General features: G+C 70.9%; 27 protein-coding genes. 17 read left to right on the forward strand and 10 right to left on the reverse strand.

Annotated features, from left to right (window positions below; translation table 11 throughout):
• Positions 1-69 precede the first annotated feature (69 nt).
• Positions 70-1,716: a DUF885 domain-containing protein gene (locus Q9R13_RS16895; protein ID WP_310962340.1), complete on the forward strand. Its 1,647-nt coding sequence runs from the start codon at positions 70-72 to the stop codon at positions 1,714-1,716.
• A 125-nt stretch (positions 1,717-1,841) separates the two neighbouring features.
• Positions 1,842-2,237: a cold-shock protein gene (locus tag Q9R13_RS16900; RefSeq protein ID WP_310962341.1), complete on the forward strand. Its 396-nt coding sequence runs from the start codon at positions 1,842-1,844 to the stop codon at positions 2,235-2,237.
• 160 nt (positions 2,238-2,397) lie between these two features.
• Here the strand turns inward: Q9R13_RS16900 and Q9R13_RS16905 are convergent, their stop codons facing one another.
• The 3 genes from Q9R13_RS16905 to Q9R13_RS16915 are packed head-to-tail and all read right to left on the reverse strand — an operon-like array spanning position 2,398 to position 5,321.
• Positions 2,398-3,240, reverse strand: a complete 843-nt coding sequence (locus Q9R13_RS16905) for a hypothetical protein (protein WP_310962342.1) — start codon at positions 3,238-3,240, stop codon at positions 2,398-2,400.
• Positions 3,241-3,251: 11 nt separating this feature from the next.
• On the reverse strand, positions 3,252-4,238 hold the full coding sequence (gene dapD / locus Q9R13_RS16910; RefSeq protein WP_310962343.1) for a 2,3,4,5-tetrahydropyridine-2,6-dicarboxylate N-succinyltransferase: 987 nt from the start codon (positions 4,236-4,238) through the stop codon (positions 3,252-3,254).
• A gap of 60 nt (positions 4,239-4,298) precedes the next feature.
• Entirely contained in the window at positions 4,299-5,321 is a 1,023-nt protein-coding gene (locus tag Q9R13_RS16915) for a M48 family metallopeptidase (RefSeq protein WP_310962344.1), read from the reverse strand.
• A 91-nt stretch (positions 5,322-5,412) separates the two neighbouring features.
• Between Q9R13_RS16915 and dapE the strand changes: the two genes are divergently transcribed.
• From dapE to Q9R13_RS16930, 3 genes are read left to right on the forward strand one after another with little or no spacing between them, the layout of a single operon-like run.
• Positions 5,413-6,477: a succinyl-diaminopimelate desuccinylase gene (gene dapE / locus Q9R13_RS16920; RefSeq protein ID WP_397219456.1), complete on the forward strand. Its 1,065-nt coding sequence runs from the start codon at positions 5,413-5,415 to the stop codon at positions 6,475-6,477.
• Positions 6,474-7,292: an LOG family protein gene (locus Q9R13_RS16925; RefSeq protein ID WP_310962346.1), complete on the forward strand. Its 819-nt coding sequence runs from the start codon at positions 6,474-6,476 to the stop codon at positions 7,290-7,292. The genes dapE and Q9R13_RS16925 overlap by 4 nt, the downstream gene beginning before the upstream one ends.
• A 36-nt stretch (positions 7,293-7,328) precedes the next feature.
• Complete coding sequence (locus tag Q9R13_RS16930; protein ID WP_310962347.1) at positions 7,329-7,580, forward strand: DivIVA domain-containing protein; 252 nt, start codon at positions 7,329-7,331, stop codon at positions 7,578-7,580.
• Between the two features lie 7 nt (positions 7,581-7,587).
• Here the strand turns inward: Q9R13_RS16930 and Q9R13_RS16935 are convergent, their stop codons facing one another.
• Entirely contained in the window at positions 7,588-8,400 is an 813-nt protein-coding gene (locus Q9R13_RS16935; protein ID WP_310962348.1) for an enoyl-CoA hydratase-related protein, read from the reverse strand.
• A 119-nt stretch (positions 8,401-8,519) separates the two neighbouring features.
• On the opposite strand from Q9R13_RS16935, the gene Q9R13_RS16940 reads away from it, so the two are divergent.
• From Q9R13_RS16940 to Q9R13_RS16950, 3 genes are all read left to right on the forward strand, one after another.
• Positions 8,520-8,687 (forward strand): DUF3117 domain-containing protein, encoded by a 168-nt coding sequence (locus tag Q9R13_RS16940; RefSeq protein ID WP_310962349.1) that lies wholly within the window; start codon positions 8,520-8,522, stop codon positions 8,685-8,687.
• A gap of 73 nt (positions 8,688-8,760) precedes the next feature.
• Complete coding sequence (locus Q9R13_RS16945) at positions 8,761-10,293, forward strand: leucyl aminopeptidase (RefSeq protein WP_310962350.1); 1,533 nt, start codon at positions 8,761-8,763, stop codon at positions 10,291-10,293.
• Positions 10,290-10,646 (forward strand): hypothetical protein, encoded by a 357-nt coding sequence (locus tag Q9R13_RS16950; protein WP_310962351.1) that lies wholly within the window; start codon positions 10,290-10,292, stop codon positions 10,644-10,646. Before Q9R13_RS16945 ends, Q9R13_RS16950 begins: the two co-directional genes overlap by 4 nt.
• A 9-nt stretch (positions 10,647-10,655) precedes the next feature.
• On the opposite strand, the gene Q9R13_RS16955 is transcribed toward Q9R13_RS16950, so the two are convergent.
• Positions 10,656-11,306, reverse strand: coding sequence for an O-methyltransferase (locus Q9R13_RS16955; protein ID WP_310965113.1), 651 nt, complete (start codon positions 11,304-11,306; stop codon positions 10,656-10,658).
• 219 nt (positions 11,307-11,525) lie between these two features.
• On the opposite strand from Q9R13_RS16955, the gene sigE reads away from it, so the two are divergent.
• Genes sigE through Q9R13_RS16970 form a run of 3 tightly spaced genes read left to right on the forward strand, consistent with a single transcriptional unit; the run spans position 11,526 to position 13,852 of the window.
• Positions 11,526-12,155: an RNA polymerase sigma factor SigE gene (sigE, locus tag Q9R13_RS16960; protein ID WP_310962352.1), complete on the forward strand. Its 630-nt coding sequence runs from the start codon at positions 11,526-11,528 to the stop codon at positions 12,153-12,155.
• Between the two features lie 21 nt (positions 12,156-12,176).
• Entirely contained in the window at positions 12,177-12,671 is a 495-nt protein-coding gene (locus tag Q9R13_RS16965; RefSeq protein WP_310962353.1) for an anti-sigma factor family protein, read from the forward strand.
• Positions 12,672-12,676: 5 nt separating this feature from the next.
• The gene (locus tag Q9R13_RS16970; RefSeq protein ID WP_310962354.1) at positions 12,677-13,852 is read left to right on the forward strand and encodes a S1C family serine protease; all 1,176 of its coding nucleotides are present in this window, start codon (positions 12,677-12,679) and stop codon (positions 13,850-13,852) included.
• Positions 13,853-13,861: 9 nt separating this feature from the next.
• Here the strand turns inward: Q9R13_RS16970 and Q9R13_RS16975 are convergent, their stop codons facing one another.
• The 5 genes from Q9R13_RS16975 to Q9R13_RS16995 form a co-directional block, all read right to left on the reverse strand.
• Positions 13,862-14,188, reverse strand: a complete 327-nt coding sequence (locus Q9R13_RS16975; protein WP_310962355.1) for a sec-independent translocase — start codon at positions 14,186-14,188, stop codon at positions 13,862-13,864.
• A gap of 7 nt (positions 14,189-14,195) precedes the next feature.
• Complete coding sequence (locus tag Q9R13_RS16980) at positions 14,196-15,359, reverse strand: Mrp/NBP35 family ATP-binding protein (protein WP_310962356.1); 1,164 nt, start codon at positions 15,357-15,359, stop codon at positions 14,196-14,198.
• 20 nt (positions 15,360-15,379) lie between these two features.
• Complete coding sequence (locus tag Q9R13_RS16985; RefSeq protein WP_397218450.1) at positions 15,380-16,048, reverse strand: DUF1003 domain-containing protein; 669 nt, start codon at positions 16,046-16,048, stop codon at positions 15,380-15,382.
• A 6-nt stretch (positions 16,049-16,054) separates the two neighbouring features.
• Positions 16,055-17,308, reverse strand: coding sequence for a magnesium transporter MgtE N-terminal domain-containing protein (locus Q9R13_RS16990; RefSeq protein WP_310962357.1), 1,254 nt, complete (start codon positions 17,306-17,308; stop codon positions 16,055-16,057).
• A gap of 212 nt (positions 17,309-17,520) precedes the next feature.
• Positions 17,521-18,594 carry a hypothetical protein gene (locus Q9R13_RS16995; protein WP_310962358.1) on the reverse strand — a complete coding sequence of 358 codons (1,074 nt, stop codon included), beginning with the start codon at positions 18,592-18,594 and terminating at the stop codon, positions 17,521-17,523.
• 232 nt (positions 18,595-18,826) lie between these two features.
• Between Q9R13_RS16995 and Q9R13_RS17000 the strand changes: the two genes are divergently transcribed.
• The 6 genes from Q9R13_RS17000 (at position 18,827) to Q9R13_RS17025 (ending at position 24,992) form a co-directional block, all read left to right on the forward strand.
• Positions 18,827-19,231, forward strand: a complete 405-nt coding sequence (locus Q9R13_RS17000; protein WP_310962359.1) for a hypothetical protein — start codon at positions 18,827-18,829, stop codon at positions 19,229-19,231.
• A gap of 110 nt (positions 19,232-19,341) precedes the next feature.
• Positions 19,342-20,634, forward strand: coding sequence for a phospholipase D family protein (locus Q9R13_RS17005; RefSeq protein WP_310962360.1), 1,293 nt, complete (start codon positions 19,342-19,344; stop codon positions 20,632-20,634).
• 94 nt (positions 20,635-20,728) lie between these two features.
• Entirely contained in the window at positions 20,729-22,282 is a 1,554-nt protein-coding gene (locus Q9R13_RS17010; protein WP_310962361.1) for a class I SAM-dependent methyltransferase, read from the forward strand.
• Between the two features lie 50 nt (positions 22,283-22,332).
• On the forward strand, positions 22,333-22,509 hold the full coding sequence (locus tag Q9R13_RS17015; protein ID WP_310962362.1) for a DUF6752 domain-containing protein: 177 nt from the start codon (positions 22,333-22,335) through the stop codon (positions 22,507-22,509).
• Positions 22,510-22,518: 9 nt separating this feature from the next.
• Positions 22,519-23,670, forward strand: coding sequence for a hypothetical protein (locus tag Q9R13_RS17020; protein ID WP_310962363.1), 1,152 nt, complete (start codon positions 22,519-22,521; stop codon positions 23,668-23,670).
• A gap of 122 nt (positions 23,671-23,792) precedes the next feature.
• Complete coding sequence (locus Q9R13_RS17025; protein ID WP_310962364.1) at positions 23,793-24,992, forward strand: acyl-CoA dehydrogenase family protein; 1,200 nt, start codon at positions 23,793-23,795, stop codon at positions 24,990-24,992.
• Positions 24,993-25,047 lie beyond the last annotated feature (55 nt).

Here is a 25,047-nt window from a genome sequence, read left to right on the forward strand (position 1 = left end):
CAGCACGCGCCGTGGGCTCGACCGTGCGTAGGTTGGTCACCCACCCGCCCCACGAGAGGACCTGGGGCAGTGACCGACGAGATCAACGCGCTGGCGGCCGATTACTTCGAGGCGATGATGGTCGCCGAGCCGACCTGGGCGCACCTGCTCGGCGACTACCGGTACGCCGACCGCTTCGAGGACGCGACCCGGGCCCACGAGGACGAGCGCATCGCCGAGCTGACCGCCTTCGCCGAACGGGTGCGGGCGGTTCCCGAGGAGGCCCTCGACGCCGATGGGCGGATCACCCGTGGCGTGCTGCTCAGCGACGCGACGACCCGGGCCGACCTGGCATCGGCCCGACTGGCCGAGGTGGCCGCCGACCCCATCTTCGGGCCCCAGGTGATGGTCTCGGTGTACGCCGGGATGCTCGGGGTCCCCGACGCGGAGGTCGCGGAGAAGGTGCTCACCAAGGTGGCGGCCATCGGCGAGCACTTCGCGCAGTTGGCGCAGCGGCAGCGCGAGGGGGTGGACTCCGGTCGGGTCTCCGCCCGGTTCGCCGTCGAGGGCACCATCGCCCAGATCGACGCCGCCCTCGTCGTACCGGCGGACCAGGACCCCCTCGTCGGCGCCGTCCAGCTGCCCGGAGACGTCGACGCAGATCGGTGGCGCGCGAGGGCCGCCGAGGCCGTGCAGCGCTCGCTGCGTCCCGGGATGACCGCCTTCCGCGACGTGCTGCGCGACGAGGTGTCCCCGCACGCACGCTCGGACGACGCCGCGGGACTGTGCCACCTGCCCGACGGTGCGGCGGCGTACGACGCGGCGCTGCGCTACTTCACCACCACGTCGCTGTCGGCCCAGCAGATCCACGACGTCGGGCTCGCCCAGATCGAGAAGCTGGCCGAGGAGTACCGCGAGCTCGGCGGCAGCGCGCTCGGCACCAGCGACCTGGCAGAGGTGCTCGACCGGATGCGCACCGACCCGGCGCTGCACTTCGAGAGCGCCGACGAGATGGTCCGGGCCAGCGAGGTCGCGATGCGGCGCGCCTGGGAGGCGATGGGCGACTGGTTCGAGGTGCTGCCGCAGGCACCGTGTGCCGTCGAAGGCGTGACCAGCGGCCCGAAGGCCTACTACTTCCCGCCGGCCAAGGACGGCAGCCGCGGGGGCACGTTCTTCATCAACGTCGACGACCCGACGTCCTGGGGCACCTTCGAGCTGGAGTCGATGGCCTTCCACGAGGGCATCCCCGGCCACCACCTGCAGCTCGCGATCGCCGACGAGCTGCCCGACTCGGTGCCCGCGATCCGCAAGTACGCCGAGACTGCGGCGTACGCCGAGGGCTGGGGTCTCTACACCGAGCGGCTGGCCGACGAGATGGGCCTCTACTCCTCACCGATCGACCGACTCGGCATGCTCGCCGCCGACTCGATGCGTGCCTGCCGGCTGGTGGTCGACACCGGCCTGCACGCCCTCGGCTGGAGCCGGCAGCAGGCGGTCGACTACATGGTCGCCAACTCCCCGCTGCGCGAGACCATGGTCCGGCCCGAGATCGACCGCTACATCGTCCATCCCGGGCAGGCCACGTCGTACATGATCGGCCGGCTGGAGATCCAGCGGATGCGCCGCGAGGCCGAGGCCCGGCCCGGCTTCGACATCAAGCGGTTCCACTCCGCGGTGCTCGACTCCGGCACCCTTCCGCTCGAGGTGCTCGACCAGGTGGTGCGGGCCCGGCTCTGAGCCCGGCCGGCCCCCGGTCCGAGGACTGAATGCGGTCGCGAGGGGGCACACTGGGCCGTAGGCTGTGCGATCGCGCGACGCCGCGCGTCACCTGTATCGACTCGCCCATCAGAAAGGCCAGGACAGTGCCCACCGGAAAGGTCAAGTGGTACGACGCGGAGAAGGGCTTCGGCTTCCTCTCCCGCGAGGACGGCGACGACGTCTATGTCCGCGCCTCGTCGCTCCCCGAGGGCGTGACCACGCTGCGTGCCGGCACCCGGGTCGAGTTCGGCATCCTCTCGGGCCGCAAGGGCGACCAGGCTCACCAGGTGCGGGTCCTGGACGCCCCGCCCTCGGTGGTGGCCGCCCAGCGCGCCGCGACCCGGAAGAAGCCCGAGGAGATGGTCGGGATCGTCGAGGACCTGATCCGGCTGCTCGAAGGTGTCCAGCACGCCTACCGCGCCGGCCGACACCCCGACCCGAAGACCGCTCGTCCCACCGCCAAGCTGCTCCGCGGCCTGGCCGATGAGCTCGACGGCTGATTCCCCCGGCTGGCGCGGGTCGCCCAGGCGGACTTTCCCAGGTTAAGAACCCAAGCGTCGCCTTCACACATCAGAGTCGGTGTGTGAAGAACGACCTTCCTGGGTGAAGTACGACGGCCCCGACGACCCAGACCGCCCCGACCGATCAACCCCCGATCGATCAGCCCAGCGAGACGACCACGCGGGTGGGTACGGCGGCGCGGGCTCGGGTCCAGCCCTTCTCCGACGCGCGACCGATCTGCCAGTGCCGGTGATCGAAGGAGATCTCCTGGACGTGCAGCCGCTTGGCGTGGGCCACGACGTACTGCGCGACGGCCCAGCCGGTACGCCGGCCCGCGGGGCCGGCGGGGATCGCGACGGTGACGTCCTGGCGGGGCCCCCGCGCGGTCGGGATCGGCCCGAACGCGCCGGTGATGGAGTCGGTCACCGCCACCGCGGTGCCGTGCGCCTGGCTGTCGTGGACCACGCAGCTGAACCGGCCGCCGGGGCTGTAGCCGGTCAGCGCCGATGCCAGCGCGCGGGCGTCGGGCGCGTGCTCCGCGTAGGCGTCGGGGTAGCCGCTGCGCTGCACCCGCTGGGCGGCCACCGTGATCTGCATCGTCTGGTAGCCGTGCACCTTCTGCAGGGCGTCATAGAACGCGTTGATCGCGTAGACCGGGTTGCGGATCTGGGCCCGGCTTCCCCAGCCCTGGGACGGCCGTTGCTGGAAGACGCCGACGGAGTCCCGGTCGCCGCCCGGAAGGTTGCGCAGCTTGCTCTCCTGGAACCCGGTGGCCAAGGCGATCGAGACCGCCCGCGCCGGCAGGCCCCGGCGTACGCCGACGGCTGCGATCAGGCTGGCGATCTCGCCCTGCCCGGTGTCGACCGCGACATGGTGCCCGGCCACCGTCGCCGAGCAGCCCTCGGGGTTGGGCAGAGGACCGGCGCCACGCCAGATCGCGAAGCCGACCCCGACGACCACGGCCACGACGACCAGGAAGGTGACTGTTCGAAGGAAGCGCATCGTGGAGCCGACTAGTTGGCGTGCAGGTCGGCGTTGAGCTCGATGCCGCCGCCCTTCCACGGAACGGCCTCGACGGTGCCGGTGATCGAGTTGCGCCGGAACAGCACGTTGTCGGAGCCGGCGATCTCCAGCGCCTTGATGACCTTGGGCTTGGAGTCCATGTCGAGCACGGTCACCTTGGTGCCGGCGGTGACGTAGAGGCCGGCCTCGACGACGCAGTCGTCGCCCAGCGGGATCCCGACCCCGGCGTTGGCGCCGAGCAGGCAGCGCCTGCCGACCGAGATGACCTGGGTGCCGCCGCCGGAGAGCGTGCCCATGATCGAGGCGCCGCCACCGACGTCGGAGCCGTCCCCGACCACGACACCTGCGGAGATCCGGCCTTCGACCATCGAGGCGCCCAGGGTGCCGGCGTTGTAGTTGACGAACCCTTCGTGCATCACGGTGGTGCCCTCGGCGAGGTGCGCGCCGAGGCGGACCCGGTCGGCGTCGGCGATGCGTACGCCGGTGGGCAGCACGTAGTCGGTCATCCGCGGGAACTTGTCGACACCGAGCACCTGGACCGGCCCTCGGGCACGCAGCGCGGCACGCACCTCCTCGAACCCGTCCACGGCGCAGGGCCCGTGGTTGGTCCACACGACGTTGGTGAGCGTGCCGAAGATGCCGTCGAGGTTGGTCCCGTGCGGGCGGACCAGCCGATGGCTGAGCAGGTGCAGGCGCAGGTAGGTGTCCGACGCGTCCGCCGGCGGCTCGGCCAGGCGGATGACCTTCCGGACCACCTCGGTGCAGACCCGGCGTGCGGTGTCCTCGCCGACCAGCGCGGTCAGCGACGCCGGTGCCTGGGCGTCGTCGGGGGCGTCACCGAGTGCGGGGGAGGGGAACCAGGTGTCCAGGACGGCGCCGGCGGCAGGACCCTCGGACACCACGGTGGCCAGGCCGAAGCCCCACGCGGTCTCGGGCAGCGCGTCGGCCGGGGTGGTGTCGGCGGATGTCGTCGGCATGCGAAGAGGTTACCGACTGACTGCACAGGGCCAGGAACGGCCGCCGGGCCCGGACCCGGCTCAGTCGTCGCGTGGCCCGCGGCGCAGGGTCTCGTCCAGCCACCCCTTGAGCTGGCCCGCGACGCCGGCAGCGTCGTGCAGCATCCGGCCCAGCGAGTCCTGCGTTCGCCGGAAGCTGTCGGTATAGCTCCGAGCCGCGTCCTGGGCAGCCGCGGAGACGCTCGCCGCCGCGTCGGTGCCCCGCTGGGGGTAGTCACCGGACAGGATCGCGGTGTACTCGCCGCTGTCGACCCAGCGGCGCAGCTCGGTGGCGCGTACGACGGCGAACGGATGCGACTGGCCCTCCACCAACATCAGCTTGATGAACGAGTCCCGCAGGTCGCCGGACTCGTCGTACTCCTGGCCCTGCGCCAAGAATGCAGTGCTGTCCAGGTCGGCCAGGTGGCCGCCGCTCGCCAGCGCCATGTGGGTGCGGAACGCGGTGGCCGGGTCCTGGGTGGCGAGCAGCCCGGCCCGGTCCGCGGAGAGCTCGGCCTTGCGCGACCACTCCATCAGGCCGGCCATCACGGCGCGGAACCCCAGTCCGCCCAGCGGGATCGCCGCGAACAGACCGCTGAGCATCAGCAGCCGCTGCAGCAGGGTCTGGTAGACGGCGTGGCCACTCAGCGCGTGCCCGAGCTCGTGGCCGATCACGAACCGGAGCTGGTCGTCGTCGAGCAGGTCCACCAGTGCGGAGTTCAGCACGATCATCGGCTTGTTCACGCCGATCGTCACAGCGTTGAGGACCGGGCTGGCGGCGACGTACATCTCCGGGACCTGCTCGGCGTCGAGGGCGGTCGCGGACTCCTGGAGCAGCCGATGCAGCCGCTCGAACTGGCGCTCGTCGACACGGACCGCCGACCCGAGCAGCGCGAGCCGGACCACACGCTCGTTGAAGAACCCGGAGAGCACCTTGACCACCTGGTCGTAGCCCTTCAGCCTGCGCAGTGCCACCAGCGCGCCGCGGTCGGCGGGGTGCTCCCACGCCCGCGAGCTGATGCCGGTGAGCGCCTTGCGGGCGCGGATGGGCTCGTTCCTCGTCATGCCCAGAGTCTGCCTCTCCGGTGGCTGTTCCCGACCGGTCCACGGATTCCCGCGGTGAGGTACGCCGTGCCGGCCTGACAAGATGACCGACATGGGACTGGACCTCACCGTGGACGGGGTGGCGCTCACCGAGGCGCTGGTCGGCATCGAGTCGGTCAGCCGCAACGAGGGACCCATCGCCGACGCTGTCGAGTCGGCGCTGCGCGAGCTCGGACACCTCGAGGTCGTCCGGCTCGGCAACTCGGTCGTCGCCCGGACCGGACTCGGCCGAGCCGAGCGGGTGGTGATCGCCGGGCACCTCGACACGGTGCCGCTCAACAACAACCTGCCGGTGCGCAACGACGGAGTGAACCTGCACGGCCTCGGCACCTGTGACATGAAGGGCGGCGTGGCCGTCGCACTCCGGCTGGCCGCAGGCCTGCCCGACCCGAGCCGCGACGTCACCTACGTGTTCTACGAGTCCGAGGAGATCGACGACCGGTTCAACGGCCTGCGGCTGATCAGCCAGGCCCGCCCCGACCTGCTCGAGGCCGACTTCGCCATCCTGATGGAGCCGAGCGAGGCGACGGTCGAGGCCGGCTGCCAGGGAACCCTGCGGGTCGAGGTCCGCACTCGCGGTGAGCGGGCGCACCCGGCGCGTGCGTGGAAGGGCGTCAACGCCATCCACGGTGCCGCCGAGGTGCTCGCCCGGCTCAACGAGTACGTCCCCCGCCGGCCAAAGATCGACGGGCTGGAGTACCACGAGGGCCTCAATGCGGTGCTGATCGCCGGTGGTGTTGCCACCAACGTGATCCCCGACGAATGCGTGGTGACGGTGAACTACCGCTACGCCCCCGACCGCACCGAGGAGGAGGCGCAGGCCTTCGTCCGCGACTTCTTCGACGGCTACGACGTGACCGTTGTGGACAGCGCGCCCGGGGCGATGCCCGGCCTGGGGCTGCCGGCGGCCAGGGCGTTCGTCGAGGCCATCGGCTCCGCGCCCCAGCCGAAGTTCGGCTGGACCGACGTCGCCCGGTTCACCGCGCTGGGCGTCCCGGCCGTGAACTTCGGGCCGGGCGACCCGAGCTTCGCCCACAAGCAGGACGAATTCGTGCCGATCGAGCAGATCAGGGCATGCGAGCACAAGCTGCGGCAGTGGCTGGGAGGAGACGCATGAGCGGACCAGAGGGATCGGCCCGGCCGGCCCACGAGGGACGCCGGTCCAAGCAGCGCGGCCCGACCGTGCTGCGCGGTTCCCAGGTCGACCTGTCGACCACCGACCAGCGGCTGCTCGACGAGCGCGGGCCGAGCGAGTGGGTGCACACGGACCCGTGGCGGGTGCTCCGGATCCAGGCCGAGTTCGTCGAGGGCTTCGGTGCGCTCGCCGAGCTGGGTCCCGCGATCGCGGTCTTCGGATCGGCCAGGACGCTGCCGGACAGCCCCTACTACGCGCTGGCGACCGAGCTCGGCGAGCGGCTCGCCCACGCGGGCTTCGCGGTCATCACCGGGGGCGGCCCCGGGACGATGGAGGCGGCCAACCTCGGCGCCAGCCGCGCCGGCGGGGTCAGCGTCGGGCTGGGCATCGAGCTGCCCTTCGAGACCGGGCTCAACGAGTACGTCGACATCGGCATCAACTTCCGCTACTTCTTCGCCCGCAAGACGATGTTCGTGAAGTATGCCCAGGGCTTCGCGGTGCTGCCCGGCGGACTGGGCACCTTCGACGAGCTCTTCGAGGCACTGACCCTGGTACAGACGCAGAAGGTCACCTCGTTCCCGGTCGTGCTCCTCGGCGTGGCCTATTGGAGCGGGATGCTGGACTGGATCCGCGGCACCGTGCTTGCCCAGGGCAACGTCTCGGCCAAGGATCTCGACATGATCAGGCTGACCGACGACGTCGACGAGGTGGTCGAGGCGATGGTCCAGGCCCGCGCCGAGCACGGCCAGGCGCCGGGCTCGGGCGCGAAGCCCGGCCAGCCGAAGCGACCCGAGTAGCCGCGTCGCGGCAACCGGCAGGGAGGAGGAGCGCCGATGGCATGGTTCTTCGGGGTGGTGCTGGTGCTGTTGATCGGCGGCGTCGTCGTCGTCGCCGCCGGCCGGGGCGAGGGTCTGGCACCGGCGCAGTCCGACGATCCTCGGCCCGCGCTGCCCGACCACACCCTGGGTGCGGCGGACCTCCGCGCCGTCAGGTTCTCCACCGCGCTGCGCGGCTACCGCGTCGAGGAGGTCGACGCGCTGCTACGCCGGCTGGCGGCCGAGATGGAGCAGCGCGAGACCCGGTAGCGACCGGTCAGCGGCCATGGAACTCGGGCTTCTCCTTGGCCACGAAGGCCGAGACTGCGGCGCGATGGTCGGCGGTGCCGCCGGTGAGCGTCATCATCGACGACTCGAAGTCGAGGGCGTCCGCGAGGTCGTGACCGGCCGAGTGGGTGACCGACCGGCGGATGGCGCCGTACGCCACCGTCGGCCCGGAGGCGAGTCGGCGGGCCAGCTGGGTCGTGGTGGCCACGAGCTGGTCGGCAGGGACGACCGTAGTGGCCAGCCCGAGCTCGAGTGCCTCCCTCGCAGGAATGGTCCGCGGGAAGTAGAGCAGCTCCAGCGCCCGGGCGCGGCCGATCAGCCGAGGCAGGGTCCACGACGAGCCGGTGTCGCAGGAGAGCGCGACGCCGGCGAAGGCGAGGTTGAAGCCCGCCGACTCCGCGAGCACCCGCAGGTCGGCGGCGAACGCCAGGCTCGCGCCCGCGCCGGCGGCCACGCCGTTGACCGAGGCGATCACGGGCTTGGGCATCGTGAGCAGGCTGCGCACGATCGGGTTGTAGTGCCGGTCGACGGTGGTGAACAGCTCCTCGGAGCTGCCCGAATCGAGCAGTTGGCGGTGCTCCTTGAGGTCCTGGCCGACGCAGAACGCGCGCCCCGACCCGGTCAGCACGACGCACCGGACCGAGTCGTCCGCGGCCGCGTCGGTCACCGCTGCGAGGAGTGCCTCCTTGATCTCGATGTCCAGGCCGTTCATGGCGTCGGGGCGGTTCAACGTGATGGTGGCGACCCCGTCGACGACCTCGTAGTGCAGGGAAGTGCTGTCCTGATTCTGCTGCTGGTCCATGCCTCGGAGTCTGCCCTACGCCGAGGGCTCGTGGTGCGGCCGGCGGCGGGCATGGGGGATAATGGATCGGACAGGGCGCTTGTACGTGGCGCGCAGGGAACTGAGGAAGAGGTGTTCGGATGGCGGCGATGAAGCCGCGGACGGGCGACGGCCCGCTCGAGGTCACCAAGGAGGGTCGCGGCATCGTCATGCGGGTACCCCTCGAGGGCGGTGGGCGTCTGGTGGTCGAGCTCAATGCCGAAGAGGCCGGTGCCCTGGGCGAAGCGCTCAACAACGTGGTCGGCTGACCAGCACGGTCGGCCGCTCGAGGCCCCGGGACGTCCCCATCGGACGACCCGGGGCTTCGCTATTGTCGAGGCCGTGCCGTTGCCCTCGCAGGTCTCACCCCCGGAGTTCGCGTTCACCGACGCCCCGCCCTCGCGCGTCATCGGCGCCGCGGTGGTCGCGCTGCCCGTGCTGGCCGGTGGTGAGGACGGGCCCGAGCTGGGGCCCGGTGCCGCCGAGCTGGCCGACGACCTCGACATCGACCTGCTCCAGATCGCGGAGTCCCTCGGTGCGACCGGGCAGGTGGGCCGCGTCGACGCCGTACCCCTGCTGCGTACCGGCGACCTGGCCAACCCCTCGCTGCGCACCGTTCTCCTGGTCGGCGTCGGAGGCGGCTCCCCGACGGCCTGCCGTCGAGCAGGTGCCGCGCTGGCCCGCGCCGTCCGCGGCCGGCACTCGGTGGCCACCTCGATCCCGTCGGTCGGGGGCAGCGACTGCCTGACCGCGTTCGTGGAGGGGGCCGTCCTCGGCTCCTTCTCGTTCACGATGCGCTCCGAGGGGGCGCCGGAGCCGCCGGTCCAGCGGATCGTGCTGGCGCACACCAACGAGCCCGAGGAGGGGCTGCTCTCCCGGGCCCTTGCACTGGCCGGCGCCGGCTGGCTGGCCCGTTCGCTGGCCACCGTCCCCTCCAACGTCAAGTCCCCGCAGTGGCTCGCCGACCAGGCCGTCTCCACCGCCCAGCAGGCCGGACTCGACGTCGAGGTCTGGGACCAGGACGTGCTGGCGGACAAGGGATTCGGCGGCATCCTCGCGGTGGGCCGCGGCTCGGCGACCCCACCGCGGCTGGTGCGGCTCGGCTACCGGCCGCCCAGGCGCGCGCGTCGCGTCCCGCACATCGTGCTGGTCGGCAAGGGGATCACCTTCGACAGCGGTGGACTGAGCATCAAGCCCGGCGAGGCGATGGTCAACATGAAGCGCGACATGACCGGCGCCGCCGTGGTCCTGGCGGTGATGGCCGCGCTCGCCGACATGGAGTGCCCGGTCCGGGTGACCGGGCTGATGTGCATCGCCGAGAACGCCATCGGCGGTGATGCGATGCGACCCGGGGACGTGCTGCGGCAGTACGGCGGCCGCACCACCGAAGTCGTGAACACCGACGCCGAGGGCCGCCTGGTGCTGGCCGACGGGCTGGCGCACGCGGTCAAGGACCTCAAGGCCGACGTGGTCGTCGACGTGGCGACGCTGACCGGTGCCGCCAAGGTGGCGCTCGGGCTCCAGACCGGCGGGCTGTTCAGCAACGACGACGTGCTGGCAGCGGCGCTGCTGGCCGCGGGCGCCGAGGCGGGCGAGCCGCTGTGGCGGCTGCCGCTGGTGCCGGAGTACGCCGAGCGGCTCAAGTCCTCGGTGGCCGACGCGATCAACGCGCCGACCTCGGCGGGCGCCATCTGCGCCGCCCTGTTCCTCCAGCCGTTCACCGGCGGGCTCCCCTGGGCCCACCTCGACATCGCCTCGGTCGGGGATGCCCAAGAGGACAGCTTCGAGTGGACCAAGGGGCCGACCGGCTTCGGGGCCCGGCTGCTGCTGCGCTGGCTGGGATCCGCGGACCCGCTCGAGGGGGTCGCGCGATGACGGTCCCGATGAGCGGGCTGACGGTGCGCTGGTCGCTGGCGGGCTGTCCCGCCGGCGTTCCCGACGAGCTGATCGCCTATGTGGCCGACAGCTCCCACCGGCGGTTCCAGGGCGCGGCGACGCTTCGCTTCAAGACCTGGCGGATGCGTCGCGACGACTGGTTCGAGGGCTGCTACGTGTTCGCCGATCCCGAAGCGCGGTCGGCCTTCCAGGAGTCCTTCACGGCGACCGCGGCACAGTCGCCGGTCTCGCAGATCGTCGGCTCGGCCCCGATGCTGATCGAGGCCTGCGAGATCGTCGGGATCGCGGAAGGTGCCGAGTCCTTCACCAGCGCGGCGTCGTACGACGGCTGAGACGCCCGCTCAGCTCTCCGGCGTCCACACCTTCTTGGCCAGGAGCAGGCCGTCACCGACCGGCAGCAGCACGCCGACGAGGTTCTCGTTGTCGGCGATCGTCCGGCCGAGCTCGCGGACCGCGATCGTCTCCTCGTCGCGCTGAGCCGGGTCGGCCACCCGGTCGTGCCACAGCGCGTTGTCGAAGGCGACCACGCCACCGGGGCGGAGCAGGCGCAGCGCCTCGCCGAGGTAGTCGGGGTACTCCCGCTTGTCGCCGTCGCAGAAGACCACGTCATAGTGACCGTCGGTCAGCCGGGGCAGCACCTCCAGTGCCGAGCCGGGGATCAGCCGGGCCCGTTGGGCGGGGATCCCGGCCTCGTTGAAGGTCTCCCGCGCGAGGCGCTGGTGCTCGGCCTCGGTGTCGACCGAGGTGAGCACCCCGTCGGGGCGCATGCCCCGCAGCAGCCACAGGCCGGACACGCCGGTCCCGGTGCCGATCTCCACGACGGCACGGGCCTCGAGCACCGAGGCGAGAAAGCGCAGTGCGGCTCCGCCGCCGGGCCCGATCGGGACGACCCCGACCTCCTCTGCACGGCCACGGGCACGGGCGAGGAGGTCGTCCTCGGCGACGTACTCCTCGGAGTAGGTCCAACTGGCGGGCTTGAGCGGTGTGGTGATGACGGCCTCCGGTGCTCGGTTTGGGGGGAGATTACCGCTCAGCGAGCCGACCAGGCAGCACCCGCGCGGGCAGGAGCGGCGGAACAACGTGCGCAGCGGCGTGGGAACAACGTGGCGCGCTGGTCCGTTCCGCAGGAGAATGGCTTTCCCAGCCTCCGGCTGGGAGCTGCTAAGTCCCGTCTCAGGGACCGATGGTTCATTGGAGGTCGAGAGCACACGATGGCGATCCGACGCGCCGCGCAGCACCGCCGGGGGAGGGAGTCCGCGATGTCGCAGGCAGAGCAGGTGCACCCCGACGCCCCGTCGTGGGAGCAGATCGTCGACGAGCACTCCGATCGCATCTACCGGCTCGCCTACCGCCTGACCGGCAACCGGCACGACGCAGAGGACCTCACCCAGGAGGTCTTCGTGCGGGTCTTCCGCTCGCTGCACACCTACACGCCGGGCACCTTCGAGGGCTGGCTGCACCGCATCACCACGAACCTGTTCCTCGACCAGGCCCGCCGCAAGCAGCGGATCCGCTTCGACGCGCTGCCCGACGACGCCGACAACCGGCTGCCCAGCGACGGCGGGACCCCTGAGGACGCCAGCGTCGACCAGCTGCTGGACTCCGACATCGAGTTCGCGCTGGCCTCCCTCCCGGCCGACTTCCGAGTGGCCGTGGTGCTGTGTGACATCGAGGGCCTCAGCTACGAGGAGATCGCCGACGTCCTCGACCTGAAGATGGGCACCGTCCGCTCCCGGATCCACCGAGGCCGCGCCCAGCTGCGCAAGGCGCTGGCCCACCGGGCGCCCTCGCCCGACCGGGTCCGCTACCTCGGACCGAAGCTGAGCGGTCAGCTGTCATGAGGCTCTTCCGATGAGGACGTCATGAGAGCGCTGCATCTCACCGGACACATCGGGTCGAGCGTCTCCGCGCTCGTCGACGGCCAGTTGTCGACCCAGGAGGAGGAGCGCGCCTGGGCGCACGTGCTGACCTGCGCCGGCTGCCGCCGCCTCGTCGAGCGCGAGGGCTGGACCAAGACCCGGCTGCGCACGCTGTCGGTCGTCCCGGACCGCACCCAGGCGCCGTCGGCCCTCCTCGGCTCGTTGTACGACGTCGACGCGTGGGCCGAGGTCGACCGGATCGAGCGGGCCAGCGTGCGCCGGCGTACCGCGGCCGCCGTGGTCGGCGTCGGGTCGCTGGGCTTCGCGGTCCTCGGCATCGTGGCGGCGACCACCCCGCCCGCGGGCCGCGGCGAGGTGCCGGGGACGCCCTCCCCCGCGATGATCCGCTCCGAGCTGATCGGCCCGGCGGTCGGTGCCGGGGTCGGGACCGGCGCAGGGGTCACCGAGCACGTCGCTGTGCGGCGTGCGGCAAGATAGACCGAGTGACGGAGAGCCAGGGCGACAGTCAGCCGACCGGCATCGAGCACAGCGCACCGGGGGGAGCACGAAATCCGGAGCCCTCGGAGGCCCGGCTGCCGGTCTGGGTCTGGCCGATGATCGCCGTGGTCGCCCTGCTGCTGGGGCTCAGCGGCGGCGCCTTCGCCGGCTACGTCGTGGCCGGCCACCGTAGCGGCGGCGACACCCCCGGCGGCGTTCTCAAGGTCCAGCGCCGCACGGTCGCTCCGCTGCCGGCCGACAACAGCAGCATCCCCTCGGTGGCGAAGAAGGTGCTGCCGAGCACGGTGCAGATCATCGCCGAGTACGACGGTCACGCCCGCGGCGCGACCGGTTCGGGCTGGGTCTTCGACAAGCAGGGCCACATCATCACCAACAACCATGTCGTGGCCCAGGCCGCGGCCGACCACGGCCCGATCGAGGTGATCGACCAGCGCGGACGGCACTTCTCGGCGAAGGTAATCGGTCGCAGCGCGGTCTATGACGTGGCCGTCCTCGAGGCCAAGGCGGCGCGGTCCCTGCGCCCGGCGGCCATCGGCTCGGCCGACCAGATGAACGTGGGCGAGACCGTCGTGGCGATCGGCTCGCCGCTGGGCCTCTCGGCCACGGTCACCTCCGGGATCGTCAGCGCCGTGCACCGCCCGGTGACGACCGGTGACGGCAGCGACTCGTCGTACATCAGCGCGATCCAGACCGATGCCGCGATCAACCCGGGCAACTCCGGTGGCCCGCTGGTCGACCTCCAGGGACAAGTGGTCGGCGTCAACTCGGCGATCGCGTCGCTGGGCACCGCGATCGGCAGCGACGAGAGCGGCAACATCGGCGTCGGCTTCGCGATCCCGATCGAGCAGGTCGAGACCACGACCGACCAGATCCTGCGGACCGGACGAGCGGAGTACCCCGTGATCGGGGCCGGTGTCCGGGGGACCACGGCGATGTCCGGCGCACGCGTCGAGTCGGTCACCGACAGCTCGCCGGCGGCGCGCTCGGGCCTGCGCCCCGGAGACCTGATCACCGCGCTGGACGGCGAGAAGGTCACCGGGTCCATCGATCTCGTGGTGGCGATCCGCACCCACGTACCGGGCGACACCGTCACGCTCACGATCGAGCGCAACGGTCACCAGCGCCAGCTGCGGGTCAAGCTGGCTGCGAAGACCGGCTGACCCCTGCTCTCAGGTCGACTCGGGGTCGTACGGCGGCCGCGCGCCGCGGGCGAGCACGTCGGACCGGCCGGTGGGACCGGGCTCATCCTCGTCCTCGAGGGCCTCCAGGATGTGCCGCCGGATCGCCTGGCGCGGGTCGAGGTCGGTCAGCTTGAGGTCGGCGTACTCCGGGCCGAGCTCGCGGCGCAGCTCGTTCTGCGCGCTGAGCGCGAACTGGCGCACCTGCCGGACGAACCGACCGGCCTGCCGGCCGAGCTCGGGGAGGCGGTCCGGGCCGAACACCACCAGTGCCACCACCAGGATGACCGCCAGCTCGGGGAGACCGACTCCGAACACGACTGCCTCAGAACTTCGACGTGGGTGTCAGGCCGAGCTGCATTCCGGCGAGGTTGCGGCCGCGGCCGGCGAGGCGCTGGGCGATGCCGGCCAGGGCACGGGCAGAGGGAGCGGTCGGGTCGGCCTCGAGCACCGGCTTGCCGGAGTCGCCGCCGGCCCGCAGCTCGACGTCGAGCGGGATCTCGCCGAGCACCGGCACGTCGTAGCCGAACCGTGCCGACAGGGTCGCGGCCACCCGGGCGCCACCGCCGGATCCGAAGACCTCGAGGCGGTGCTCCCGGCCCTCCTCCGCGCAGTGCGGGCAGGGCAGGAACGACATGTTCTCCACGACGCCGATGACCCGCTGGTGCATCATCGAGGCCATCGTGCCGGCGCGCTCGGCGACCTCGGCAGCGGCCTCCTGGGGAGTGGTCACCACGATGACCTCGGCGTTCGGGAGGTGCTGGCCGAGCGAGATCGCGATGTCACCGGTGCCCGGGGGCAGGTCGAGCAGCAGTGCGTCGAGGTCGCCCCAGTAGACGTCGGCGAGCATCTGCACCAGCGCGCGGTCGAGCATCGGGCCGCGCCATGCGACCACCTGGTCGCGGCGCGGCTTGAGCTGGCCGATCGAGATCACCGAGACCCCGGAGGGGGTCGGGACCGGCATGATCAGGTCCTCGACCTGGGTGGGGCGGTGGTCGGCGACGCCGAGCATCGCCGGCACCGAGTGACCGTAGATGTCGGCGTCGACGACGCCGACCTTGAGGCCCTGCTGGGCCAGGCCGAGGGCCAGGTTCACCGTGACCGAGGACTTGCCGACACCGCCCTTGCCGGACGCGATCGCGTACACCTTGGTCAGCGAGTCGGGCTGGGCGAACGGGATCTCGCGCTGGGCATGGCCGGCCCTCAGCACGGTCTGCAGCTCCGCACGCTGCTCGGCGCTCATCACCCCGAGCTGGAGGTCCACCGCGGTCACCCCGGCGACCTTCGAGACCGCCGCGGTGACGTCGCGGGTGATCGTGTCCTTCAGCGGGCACCCGGCGACGGTGAGCAGCACGGTCACCGCGACCTTGCCGGTGTCGTCGACGTCGAGCGACTCGACCATGTTCAGGTCGGTGATCGGGCGCTTGATCTCCGGGTCGTTGACCGTCGCCAGCGCAGCGCGGATCTGGTCGAGATCGGGGGATGTCATGACCTCAAGAGTACGTGCCGTCAGGGGGCGGTGGGCCGGCCCCCGGAGTGATCCGCCTCATCCCCCGGCTCGCTGCCTGCGTCCCCACCGGTCCGGTCCCCGGACTGCTCCTCGGAACGGCCCTCGGCGTCCGGCTCGATGGCCGCGGACCTCTCGTCGAGCTCGTTGAGCAGCGCCCGCAGCTCGGAGCGGACGTAGTCGCGGGTGGCGACCTCACCGATGGACATCCGCAGCGAGGCGACCTCGCGGGCCAGGAACTCCATGTCGGCGTGCGACGCGGCGTCCGCCTGCCGGTCCTGCTCGGCGACCACGCGGTCGCGCAGCTCCTGACGGTTCTGCGCGAGCAGGATCAGCGGGGCGGCGTACGACGCCTGCAGGCTGAGCATCAGCGTCAGGAAGATGAAGGCGTACCGGTCGAAGCGCAGCGACGGGGGCGCAAGCGTGTTCCAGCCGATCCAGACGACCACGAACACCGTCATCCAGATGAGGAACTTCGCGGTGCCCATGAAGCGGGCGAACTGCTCGGCGAAGACGCCGAACCGGTCGGTGTCCATGCTCGGTCGACGGACCAGCCGGCGGCGCAGCTCGCGGGGGGTGTCCAGGCGGGAACGGGTGCGGTCGTCGAGCGTGGTGTCCGGCTTGCGCTCCGTGTTGCGCGGCGTACGACGCTCCTGGGGGTCTCGTGCCATCCGTGCTCACCCCCTCCCGATGGTGCGGTCGCGCCAGCCCTCGGGCAGCAGGTGGTCGAGGAGGTCGTCGACGGTGACCGTGCCCAGCAGCCTGCCCTCGTCGTCGACCACGGGGGCGGCGACCAGGTTGTAGGTCGCCAGGAAGGTGGCCACGTCCTCGAGCGTGGCCTCGGGTCGCAGGTAGGTGATCGAGGTGTCCAGCACACCCGCGACCAGGGTCGACGGCGGCTCCCGCAGCAGCCGCTGGATGTGCGCGATCCCCAGCAGTCGCCCGGTGGGCGTCTCGAGCGGCGGCCGGCACACGTGCACCAGGGCGGCGAGGGAGGGGGTGAGCTCCTCGTTGCGGACGCGGGCGAGCGCCTCGGCCACGGTGGCGTCGGGGGAGAGCACGACCGGCTCGGGGGTCATCATGCCGCCGGCGGTCTCCTCGCCGTAGACCATCAGGCGGCGCACGTCCTCCGCGCCCTCGGGCTGCATCAGGTTGAGCAGCTGCTGCGCGGTCTCGGGAGCGAGGTCGGCGATCAGGTCGGCGGCATCGTCGGGGGACATCTCCTCGAGGACGTCGGCGGCCCGCTCGACATCGAGGTGGCCGAGGATCTCGACCTGGTCCTCCTCGGGCAGCTCCTCGAGGACGTCGGCGAGCCGCTCGACGTCGAGCGCGGCCACGACCTCGCTGCGACGGTCGGTGGGCAGGTCGTGGATGACGGTCGCGGCGTCCGCGGCGCGCAGGTCGGCCAGCGCCGCGATCAGGTGGGTGGCTCCCTCGTGGGTGCCGGTGCGCTGCAGCCCCTCGACCTCGTCCCACTCCACGACGTGGGTCTGCGGGCGCCGGCGGAAGCCCTTGGAGCGGGTGCCTTCGGCGATCGCCACCCGGGACAGCACCCAGTCGCGGGTGCGGGCCTGTTCCATGCCGACGTCGAAGACCACGCCCTCGGTGCCGGTGGCCCGCACCCGCACCAGCCGGTCCAGGAGCTGGCCGATGACCAGGGTCTCGGTGGAGCGCTGCTCGAACCGGCGCATGTTGAGCAGTCCGGTGGTGATCACCGACCCGGCGTCGATGTTGGTCACCCGGGTCATCGGGGCGAAGATGCGCCGCCGCCCGAAGACCTCCACCACGAGCCCCACGACCCGGGGCTGCCGGAGGTCGGAGCGGAGCACCACGACGATGTCGCGAACCTTGCCCACCTGGTCGCCCTGGGGGTCGAAGACGGGCAGGCCGGCGAGGCGGGCCGCGAAGACGCGAGTGGGTGCGGTGCTCACTCTGCGTCCCCGCGGAGGCACGAGCGCAGCGAAGTACTCCGGGGTCCCCGCGCGAAGGCAAGCGAAGTGCGTTCGCGGGGGGTGGAGCCTCGTGGGGTGGTCACGACCTGTCAGCCTAGTGGCCGACAGGTCGTGAGCCCGTCCCGAAAGGCGGTGTCACCGCCGGTTGTTCAGGGCTGGTTGTCCGGCCCGGTTGTACGACGGATCGCGGGTCACTGCGCCTGCGACGGCGGAGCGCCGGGCTTCGACCGACTGAAGTAGGCGTACTTGTCGCTCTTCACGGTAATGGCGCCGAAGATGTCCGCAGGTACCGACAGCGGGTGCTTTCCGCTGACCAACGAACCGCTCCAGCTGGTCTGGGTGTACTTGGTCTTGTCGCCCCTGCCGCAGGTGTTGAGGGCGGGGTATCCCGGATTGCTGCTGGTGATCTTGCCCGACGTCTTGTTGGGGCCCTTCGCGAGCAGTGTCGCGCCGCCGCTGGTGGTAGTCAGCTTGGGCTTCGGAGCACTGGTGGTGACGATGTCGGTGCGTGACGCCCCCTGGGGCCTGGCCAGCTGGGTATTCCGGCTGCCCGTAATGGCAGCGTGGGAGGCGCCCTGCTTGAGGAAGCCGTACAGCGACGTGGAGATGTGGGTCGCCTTGTTGTAGGCCGACACGTTCCAGGTGGTCCCGTAGGTGCAGGGAATCGTTGGGGTGCCTCCGCCGCAGTCGCCGGTCGAGGCGTAGCCGAAGGTCAGGTAGCTCTTCGTCGAGAAGTGGAAGGTCTTGCTCTTGCTCCCGACAGCGCCCCACTTGTGCCTTCCGGAGGACTTGGTGTTGAAGAAGAACGTGCCCGAGATCGTGCCCTGCCAGGTGCGTGAGCTGATCGCGCCACCGCAGTTGTAGACCTTGGCGGACTTGGACTTCTTGAACTTCAGGGCAACCTTCCCGTAGGGACCGAGCTTGGTCTTGACGCTGCCCTTGCCCTTCATCGATGCCTGGATCGCGGAGGCCGGGATGGGGATGTACCAGCTGTGGGTCTCGGAGTGGTCGCGCTTGGATACGTCGACCGACACGTTGCCCGTCTTCGACGCCTCGGCGCCCAGGCTCTTCGATGCGTACATATCCACGGTGAGCTTCGTGTGTGCGGACGACACCACGTTGACCGACCCCCCGTAGAGGCTGACGTAGTCCGGGCTGGGCGCGGCTGCGTGGGCCGGCATGGTGGCGACCGTCCCGGCGAGCGCCATGCCGCCGGTCGCCAGCAGACTGAGCAGGAGACGCGTCGTACGTCGCCCCCGTGGCATTGCAGGTGTTGCTTCTCGTACGGTCGACACGTTGACCAACTCCGATTCGAAGGGTGCGCAGGAGTCGAGCCCCGAGTTGCTCGTTCCGGGAGCGTCGCGCTTCCCGGCTCCCCGCGCAATCGCCCGATCGAACTAGTCCGCGCCACCCGCGCCCCTGTGTCGTGCTCCCATGTCGCGTCGAGGTGGGCGTCGAGGTGAGCACAGCGGCCCTTGGCCTTGTTAGCATCGGTTCATGCAGCGATCCCGCGTCTCCGTGTGCCTGCTGATGCTGGCGGCCCTGGGGGCCTTCGTGCTCGCTGGCTGCGGCAGCGCGGCCGGCCCCGGTGACGCAGCGGCGTCGACGAAGCCGACGACCAGTTCCTCGCCGAGCCCGTCGGACACCCAGAGCCGACCGGCGAAGCCGCTTCCCGCCTGCAGCCGGATCTGGATCGCCGGCCACAAGCTGCCGTCGAGCTACCACGGATGCGTACGCGGTGGCCACGAGATCGCCTCCCACCACTACGCCTGCTCCTCTGGCCAGGTCCTCGAGGCGTACGGCGACCACTATTTCGCCGCACGGGGCGGACCCGTCCAACGGGTCTCCGACCTGCGCCACGACAAGCGCTACGCACAAGCGGTGCGCTCCTGCACCGGCTGATCAGGGGCGCAGGGCCCGGGGCCGATCCACGGGCGATGCGCGTTTCCGTGGGCGGTGCAAGTTAGAGTGATCGTCGCCCGACCGCGAGTCTCGTTATTGGGGGAATGGTCATGTCACGTCCGTTGAGGGTCCTGGTGCCCACGCTGGCGATCGCCGTCGTCCTGGGCGTCGTCGCCCTTGCGGCGCCGACGACGGCGGCGACCCGGGCGGCGGCCACGCAGGTGGCTGCTCGTACGACGACGCCGTGGTCGCCGAGATCCGGCCCGGTCTTCAACGATGCCAACGGCACGTGGCCCGAGCGCAACCGGATCGCGCGCAAGATCATCCGGAGCATCGACGGATCCAAGAAGGGCTCCACCATCCGGATCGCGACGTGGAGCTTCTTCACCCGCCCGGCCCTGCACGCCCTGATCCGTGCGCACCAGCGAGGTGTCTCCGTCCGGCTGGTGATGGCATCCGGCCGGGCCAAGCAGAGCCCTAACTACTGGACCCTGAAGCGCGCGCTGAAGAAGGGGAACCGGAAGCGGCCGCCCGCGATGCGCAGCGGTGCCCGCACCTGCCGGGCGACCTGCCGAGGCACGCACGGAACGCTGCACAGCAAGCTGTTCCTCTTCTCCAAGGTCGGCCACGCCCGGGACATCACCATGTGGGGCTCACCGAACCTCACCTCCTCGGCGGTGCGGATCCAGTGGAACGACCTCTACACCGAGGCGAACCGGAAGGGCCTGTTCGACTACGCCTCGAAGATCTACCGGCAGCTGTGGCGTGACCAGCCGGTCAAGGACGGGTATCGAGTCAAGAACTTCGGCCGCGTCGGCTTCTCCGCGCTGCCCTACCACGGGACCAGTGACTGGATCACCAAGCAGCTGCGCAAGGTGCGGTGCAGCGGCGCCAAGGGCTGGGGGACCGTGAACGGCCACACCCGGATCAAGATCGCCCAGGCGGTGATCCGGGGCACCCTGGGCAACCGCATCTCCCGGCACCTGAAGTCGCTCTATGACAGCGGCTGCGAGGTGACGATCCTCTACTCCGTCAGGGGAAGGTCGGTGGCGAAGATCCTCGAGTCCCACAGCGGACGCGGCGCGATCCCGATGCGTCACTTCGTGCAGGACACCAACGGCGACGGGCTCTACGACAAGTATCTGCACATGAAGGTGCTGGCGATCAGCGGGCACATCGGCAGCGACCCGAGCGCCAAGCTCGTGATGAACGGCTCGGAGAACTGGGCCAACATGTCGTACCACAACGACGAGATCGTCGGGTACTTCCACAACAAGAGCTACCGGCAGTACTCCCGCTGGCTGACCTACCTGTGGCGCCACGTCCCGGTCTCGGTGCCGCCGACGTACTACGCCCGCACACGCCCGCCGACGAACCCGTACGCCAACCTCGAGCTGGACTGACCGCGGGTCAGCAGGTTGTCGTGCTGGCTGAACGCCCTCCGGCCCTGATCCGGCTGAGCAGGATCGGGGTCCGGCGTTGGGCTAGCCTGCGGTCGTGACGGCACGAGCAAGGGACCGGTCGCGCGGGCGCGAGGTCGTCTCCGTGGACGAGACCGGCATCGTGCTCACCGAAGGCGAGGACGGCCCCCTGGACGTCGAGTTCGATGGCCGTCGGGTGTGGTCGTTCTGGCTGGTGCGGGACACCGAGGAGGTCGGCGAGTCTCGGCGGCTGGCCGCGTGGCCGCGGCAGCTGCGCAACTATCTCGACGGGGTCACGGTCGTCGGGGTCCGCAGCCACGGAGACGAGCGGGCGCTCTTCGAGGAGGAACGCCGCTTCGGCACCTCCACGGAGCGGATCGCCGTCGTCGACAGCCGCGGCCAGCCGTTGGGCACCGACAAGTCCGGAAAGCTGGTGCCCACCTTCGAGAACCGTTCCGTCGAGCAGACCGCACCGCTGCTGGACTCCCTCGAGACCGTGCTCGCGGAGCTCGCCGCGGCGGGCGTGGCCGCGTTTCCGGCCTACGGCACGCTGCTCGGCGCAGTGCGCAGCGGTCGGCTGATCGGTCACGACTCCGACGCCGACATCGGCTACGTGAGCCGGCACCGACACCCGTTCGACGTGATCCGGGAGTCGTTCGCGATCCAGCGCAGGCTGGTCGCGCACGGCTACCACACGATGCGCTACAGCGGCGGATCGTTCCAGGTGCTGGTGACCGAGAGCGACGGCTTCGTGCGCGGACTCGACGTCTTCGGCGGCTACTTCGACGGGGAGCGGCTCTACCTGATGGGCGAGGTGCGGACGCCGTACCGCGAGGAGTGGATCTTCCCGCTCAGCAACTGCGAGCTGGAGGGCCGCACCCTGCCGGCGCCGGCGGAGCCGGAGCGGCTGCTCGAGGCGATGTACGGCCCGGGTTGGCGGGTTCCCGACCCTGCCTTCGCGTTCACCACCCCGGCAAGCACGGTGCGAGCCTTCGACCAGGTCTTCCGGATCAGCCGTGCGCGTCGTCGGCTCTGGGGACGCGCGCACCTGCAGACCACCGGCTCGTTGCCGCCGGTGCAACCGTCGCCGCTGGCGGCGTACGTCGCCGAGGGGGGCGTTCCCGCCCAGCTCCTCGACGTCGGCGCCGGCCGCGGGATCGACAGCCTGTGGTTCGCCCGCCAGGGCAGCGCCGTGACCGCGTACGACTACCTCGTCGGCACTCCCGGCCGCGCGGCCAGGAGAGCGGAGCGGGAGGGCCTCAGCCTGGACGTTCGCTGGCTGAACCTGCAGGAGTGGCGGTCGGTGCTCGCCGAGGGGGCCCGGATCGCCCGACTGCCCGGACCGCGGACGGTACTGGCCAACCACGTGCTGGAGGCCACACCGGCGTTCGGCCGGGACTCGCTGGTCCGGTTCGCCTCGATGGCGCTTCGCGACGGGGGCCGGCTCTACGCGGACTTCTGGTGCGGGGGCGGCGAGCCGGGGGAGACCCCGGCCTGGCCGGTCCGGCTGGAGGAGGTCACCGCGCTCCTGCGCCGCGCGGGGGCACATATGCTGCAGGCTGACGAGTTCGACGACGACGCGGCCCCGCTGGGCCGGCGCACAGGACGGGTGGTGGCGCAGTGGGCGTGAGTGGCGGTGCGGGAGGACTCACCGGCCGGTTCCGAGCTCGACAGGAACGTGTGGAGGAGCTGGAGGCTCGCGTCGCCGAGCTGGAGGCCGACCTTGCCGAGTTGCGCGCCCAGCACCTCCGCCTTGCCGAGATCGCCGACGTCGTGCAGGAGCTGCTGATCCCGATGGCCTCGCGCGACCAGGAGAGGATCGACGCCGCGATCGCCGACTTCACCAAGGCCCTGTAGGGACATCGGATGGCGGATCAGATCTTTCTCCATATCGGGCTGCCCAAGACGGCCACGACCTACCTTCAGACGATCGTCTGGAACGCGCGCGACCAGCTGCGCGACGACGGCGTGCTGCTGCCCGGTGTCGGCCCTCGAGACCACCTGTGGACCGCACGCGCGGTGTGCGAGCACAAGGTCATGGAGACCGCGACGACCCGACAGCGGGCAGCTTGGGACCGGGTCAGGGCGGAGATCGCCGAGGCCGACGGTCGGGTACTGCTCACCCACGAGTTCCTGGCCTCGGCGACGGCCGAGCAGGCGCGCGGGATGGTCGAGGCCCTCCAACCAGCAGAGGTCCATCTCGTCCTTACCGCGCGCGAGACGCTCGGGCTGTTCACCGCGAGCTGGCAGGAGAGCCTGAAGAACCGGGGCACCCGCCCGATGGCCGACTATCCCGGCTCGGCCCGCCGAGTGGCCCAGCCGGTGTGGCACTGGCACACCCTGGACCTGCGTGAGGTGCTGGAGCGGTGGACCGATGCGGTGCCGACGGATCGCGTCCACATCCTGCCGCTGCCTGGACCCGGCGCCCCGCGGCAGCTCATCTGGCAGCGGTTCGCGGGTCTCATCGGTGTCGATCCGTCCGCCTACGCCACGGACGGCTTCGTCAACTCCTCGATGGGCGTCGCCGAGGCCGAGACGCTGCGACGGGTGAACCAGCACCTGGTCGAGCGCGACCTGCTGGGCCACCGTCACGAGCGCGGCACCATGATCCGCACCTACCTCGCCGATCAGCGCCTGGTCCCGCGCGGGGGGGACCGCTTCTGGCCCACGCCGCCGCAGATCGAGGAGTGCAGGACCCGTGCGGACCGCGCGATCGGGTACGTGGCCGAGCACGGCTACCACGTCGTGGGGGACCTGGAGGACCTCCGGGTCCCGGACCGGCTCGAGGAGCGGCGCGAGGCAGGCTCGGCGACGGACGCCGAGGTCGCCGAGATCGCGACCGACCTGGTGGCCCAGCTGCTGGGCGACGTCTACGCCGTGCGCCAGGAGCGCAACGCGGCCCGCCGTGCGCTGGACCAGGCACTCCTCGTGGTGCCGCCCCCTCCGCCCCCTCCGCCCCGCTGGCGCGCGCTGGCCGGCCGCGTCCGAGGGCGACTGACCCGCCGATCGTCGACCTGAGGACCCCGCATCGACCGGCCCACGGAGGGCCGTGCGCTGTGGCCTGTGTCGCACGCCATGGCAGCGATGTCGACGCGCCGGTAACATCGGCGGCGCCGTCCAGCCGAAGGAGAATCGAACACATGGGTCGTCTCTGCGAGACCGAGGGCCTCACCGACATCCAAGAGGAGATCCTCAAGACCGTTCGTCAGTTCGTCGAGGCGAAGATCATTCCGGTCGCCACCGAGCTCGAGCACAAGGACGAGTACCCCACCGAGATCGTGGAGGGGATGAAGGAGCTCGGCATCTTCGGGCTGATGATCCCCGAGGAGTACGGCGGTCTGGGCGAGTCGCTGCTCACCTACGCGCTGGTGGTCGAAGAGATCGCTCGTGGCTGGATGAGCGTCTCGGGCATCATCAACACCCACTTCATCGTGGCCTACATGCTGTTGCAGCACGGCACCGAGGAGCAGAAGCAGAAGTACCTGCCCCGGATGGCGGCCGGTGACCTGCGTGGTGCGTTCTCGATGTCCGAGCCGGCGCTGGGCTCGGATGTCTCGGCGATCACGACGAAGGCGACCAAGCGGGAGGACGGGTCCTACTCCATCACCGGCCAGAAGATGTGGCTGACCAACGGTGGCTCGTCGTCGCTGGTCGCCGTACTGGTGAAGACCGATGAGGGCGCCGGGTCGGTCTACAAGAACATGACCACGTTCCTGATCGAGAAGGAGCCCGGCTTCGGCGAGGTCGCCCAGGGGATCTCCATCCCCGGCAAGATCGAGAAGATGGGCTACAAGGGCGTCGACACCACCGAGATGATCTTCGAGGGCCACGAGATCTCGGCCGAGCAGATCCTCGGCGGCGAGCCGGGCAAGGGCTTCTACCAGATGATGGACGGCGTCGAGGTGGGCCGGGTCAACGTCGCCTCGCGTGCCGTCGGGGTGGCCAACCGTGCCTTCGAGCTGGGTGTCTCCTACGCCCAGCAGCGCGAGACGTTCGGCAAGCCGATCATCGAGCACCAGGCGATCCTGTTCCGGATCGCCGAGATGGCGACCAAGGTCGAGGCCGCGCACGCGTTGATGGTGCGGGCAGCGCGGATGAAGGACCGCGGCGAGCGGATGGACCTCGAGGCGGGGATGGCCAAGTACCTCGCTGCGGAGTACTGCAACGAGGTCGTGGAGAGCTCGTTCCGGATCCACGGCGGCTACGGCTTCTCCAAGGAGTACGAGATCGAGCGGCTCTACCGCGAGGCACCGATGCTGCTGATCGGCGAGGGCACCTCGGAGATCCAGCGGATGATCATCGGCCGCCGGGTCGTGGAGGACTACAAGCTCAAGGCCTGAGCCGGCCCCGCCGGACGTCGCGTCAGCCCGGTGACGCTCGCAACGGCGGCCGCGG

Origin of the sequence: Nocardioides marmorisolisilvae (assembly GCF_031656915.1) — a bacterium.
Classification (GTDB): domain Bacteria; phylum Actinomycetota; class Actinomycetes; order Propionibacteriales; family Nocardioidaceae; genus Marmoricola; species Marmoricola terrisoli.

Bases quoted from the DNA above. Each gene is read 5' to 3' on its own strand.
- dapD (WP_310962343.1), bottom strand. From the start codon at position 4,238: ATGCCGACGACATCCGCCGACACCACCCCGGCCGACGCGCTGCCCGAG.
- Q9R13_RS16995 (WP_310962358.1), bottom strand. From the start codon at position 18,594: ATGCCACGGGGGCGACGTACGACGCGTCTCCTGCTCAGTCTGCTGGCG.
- Q9R13_RS16930 (WP_310962347.1), top strand. From the start codon at position 7,329: ATGGCATGGTTCTTCGGGGTGGTGCTGGTGCTGTTGATCGGCGGCGTC.
- Q9R13_RS17020 (WP_310962363.1), top strand. From the start codon at position 22,519: ATGGCGGATCAGATCTTTCTCCATATCGGGCTGCCCAAGACGGCCACG.
- dapE (WP_397219456.1), top strand. From the start codon at position 5,413: ATGGGACTGGACCTCACCGTGGACGGGGTGGCGCTCACCGAGGCGCTG.
- Q9R13_RS17000 (WP_310962359.1), top strand. From the start codon at position 18,827: ATGCAGCGATCCCGCGTCTCCGTGTGCCTGCTGATGCTGGCGGCCCTG.
- Q9R13_RS17025 (WP_310962364.1), top strand. From the start codon at position 23,793: ATGGGTCGTCTCTGCGAGACCGAGGGCCTCACCGACATCCAAGAGGAG.
- Q9R13_RS16935 (WP_310962348.1), bottom strand. From the start codon at position 8,400: ATGGACCAGCAGCAGAATCAGGACAGCACTTCCCTGCACTACGAGGTC.
- Q9R13_RS16985 (WP_397218450.1), bottom strand. From the start codon at position 16,048: ATGGCACGAGACCCCCAGGAGCGTCGTACGCCGCGCAACACGGAGCGC.
- Q9R13_RS16905 (WP_310962342.1), bottom strand. From the start codon at position 3,240: ATGCGCTTCCTTCGAACAGTCACCTTCCTGGTCGTCGTGGCCGTGGTC.
- Q9R13_RS16950 (WP_310962351.1), top strand. From the start codon at position 10,290: ATGACGGTCCCGATGAGCGGGCTGACGGTGCGCTGGTCGCTGGCGGGC.
- Q9R13_RS16980 (WP_310962356.1), bottom strand. From the start codon at position 15,359: ATGACATCCCCCGATCTCGACCAGATCCGCGCTGCGCTGGCGACGGTC.
- Q9R13_RS16965 (WP_310962353.1), top strand. From the start codon at position 12,177: ATGAGAGCGCTGCATCTCACCGGACACATCGGGTCGAGCGTCTCCGCG.
- sigE (WP_310962352.1), top strand. From the start codon at position 11,526: ATGGCGATCCGACGCGCCGCGCAGCACCGCCGGGGGAGGGAGTCCGCG.
- Q9R13_RS16940 (WP_310962349.1), top strand. From the start codon at position 8,520: ATGGCGGCGATGAAGCCGCGGACGGGCGACGGCCCGCTCGAGGTCACC.
- Q9R13_RS16915 (WP_310962344.1), bottom strand. From the start codon at position 5,321: ATGACGAGGAACGAGCCCATCCGCGCCCGCAAGGCGCTCACCGGCATC.
- Q9R13_RS17005 (WP_310962360.1), top strand. From the start codon at position 19,342: ATGTCACGTCCGTTGAGGGTCCTGGTGCCCACGCTGGCGATCGCCGTC.
- Q9R13_RS16925 (WP_310962346.1), top strand. From the start codon at position 6,474: ATGAGCGGACCAGAGGGATCGGCCCGGCCGGCCCACGAGGGACGCCGG.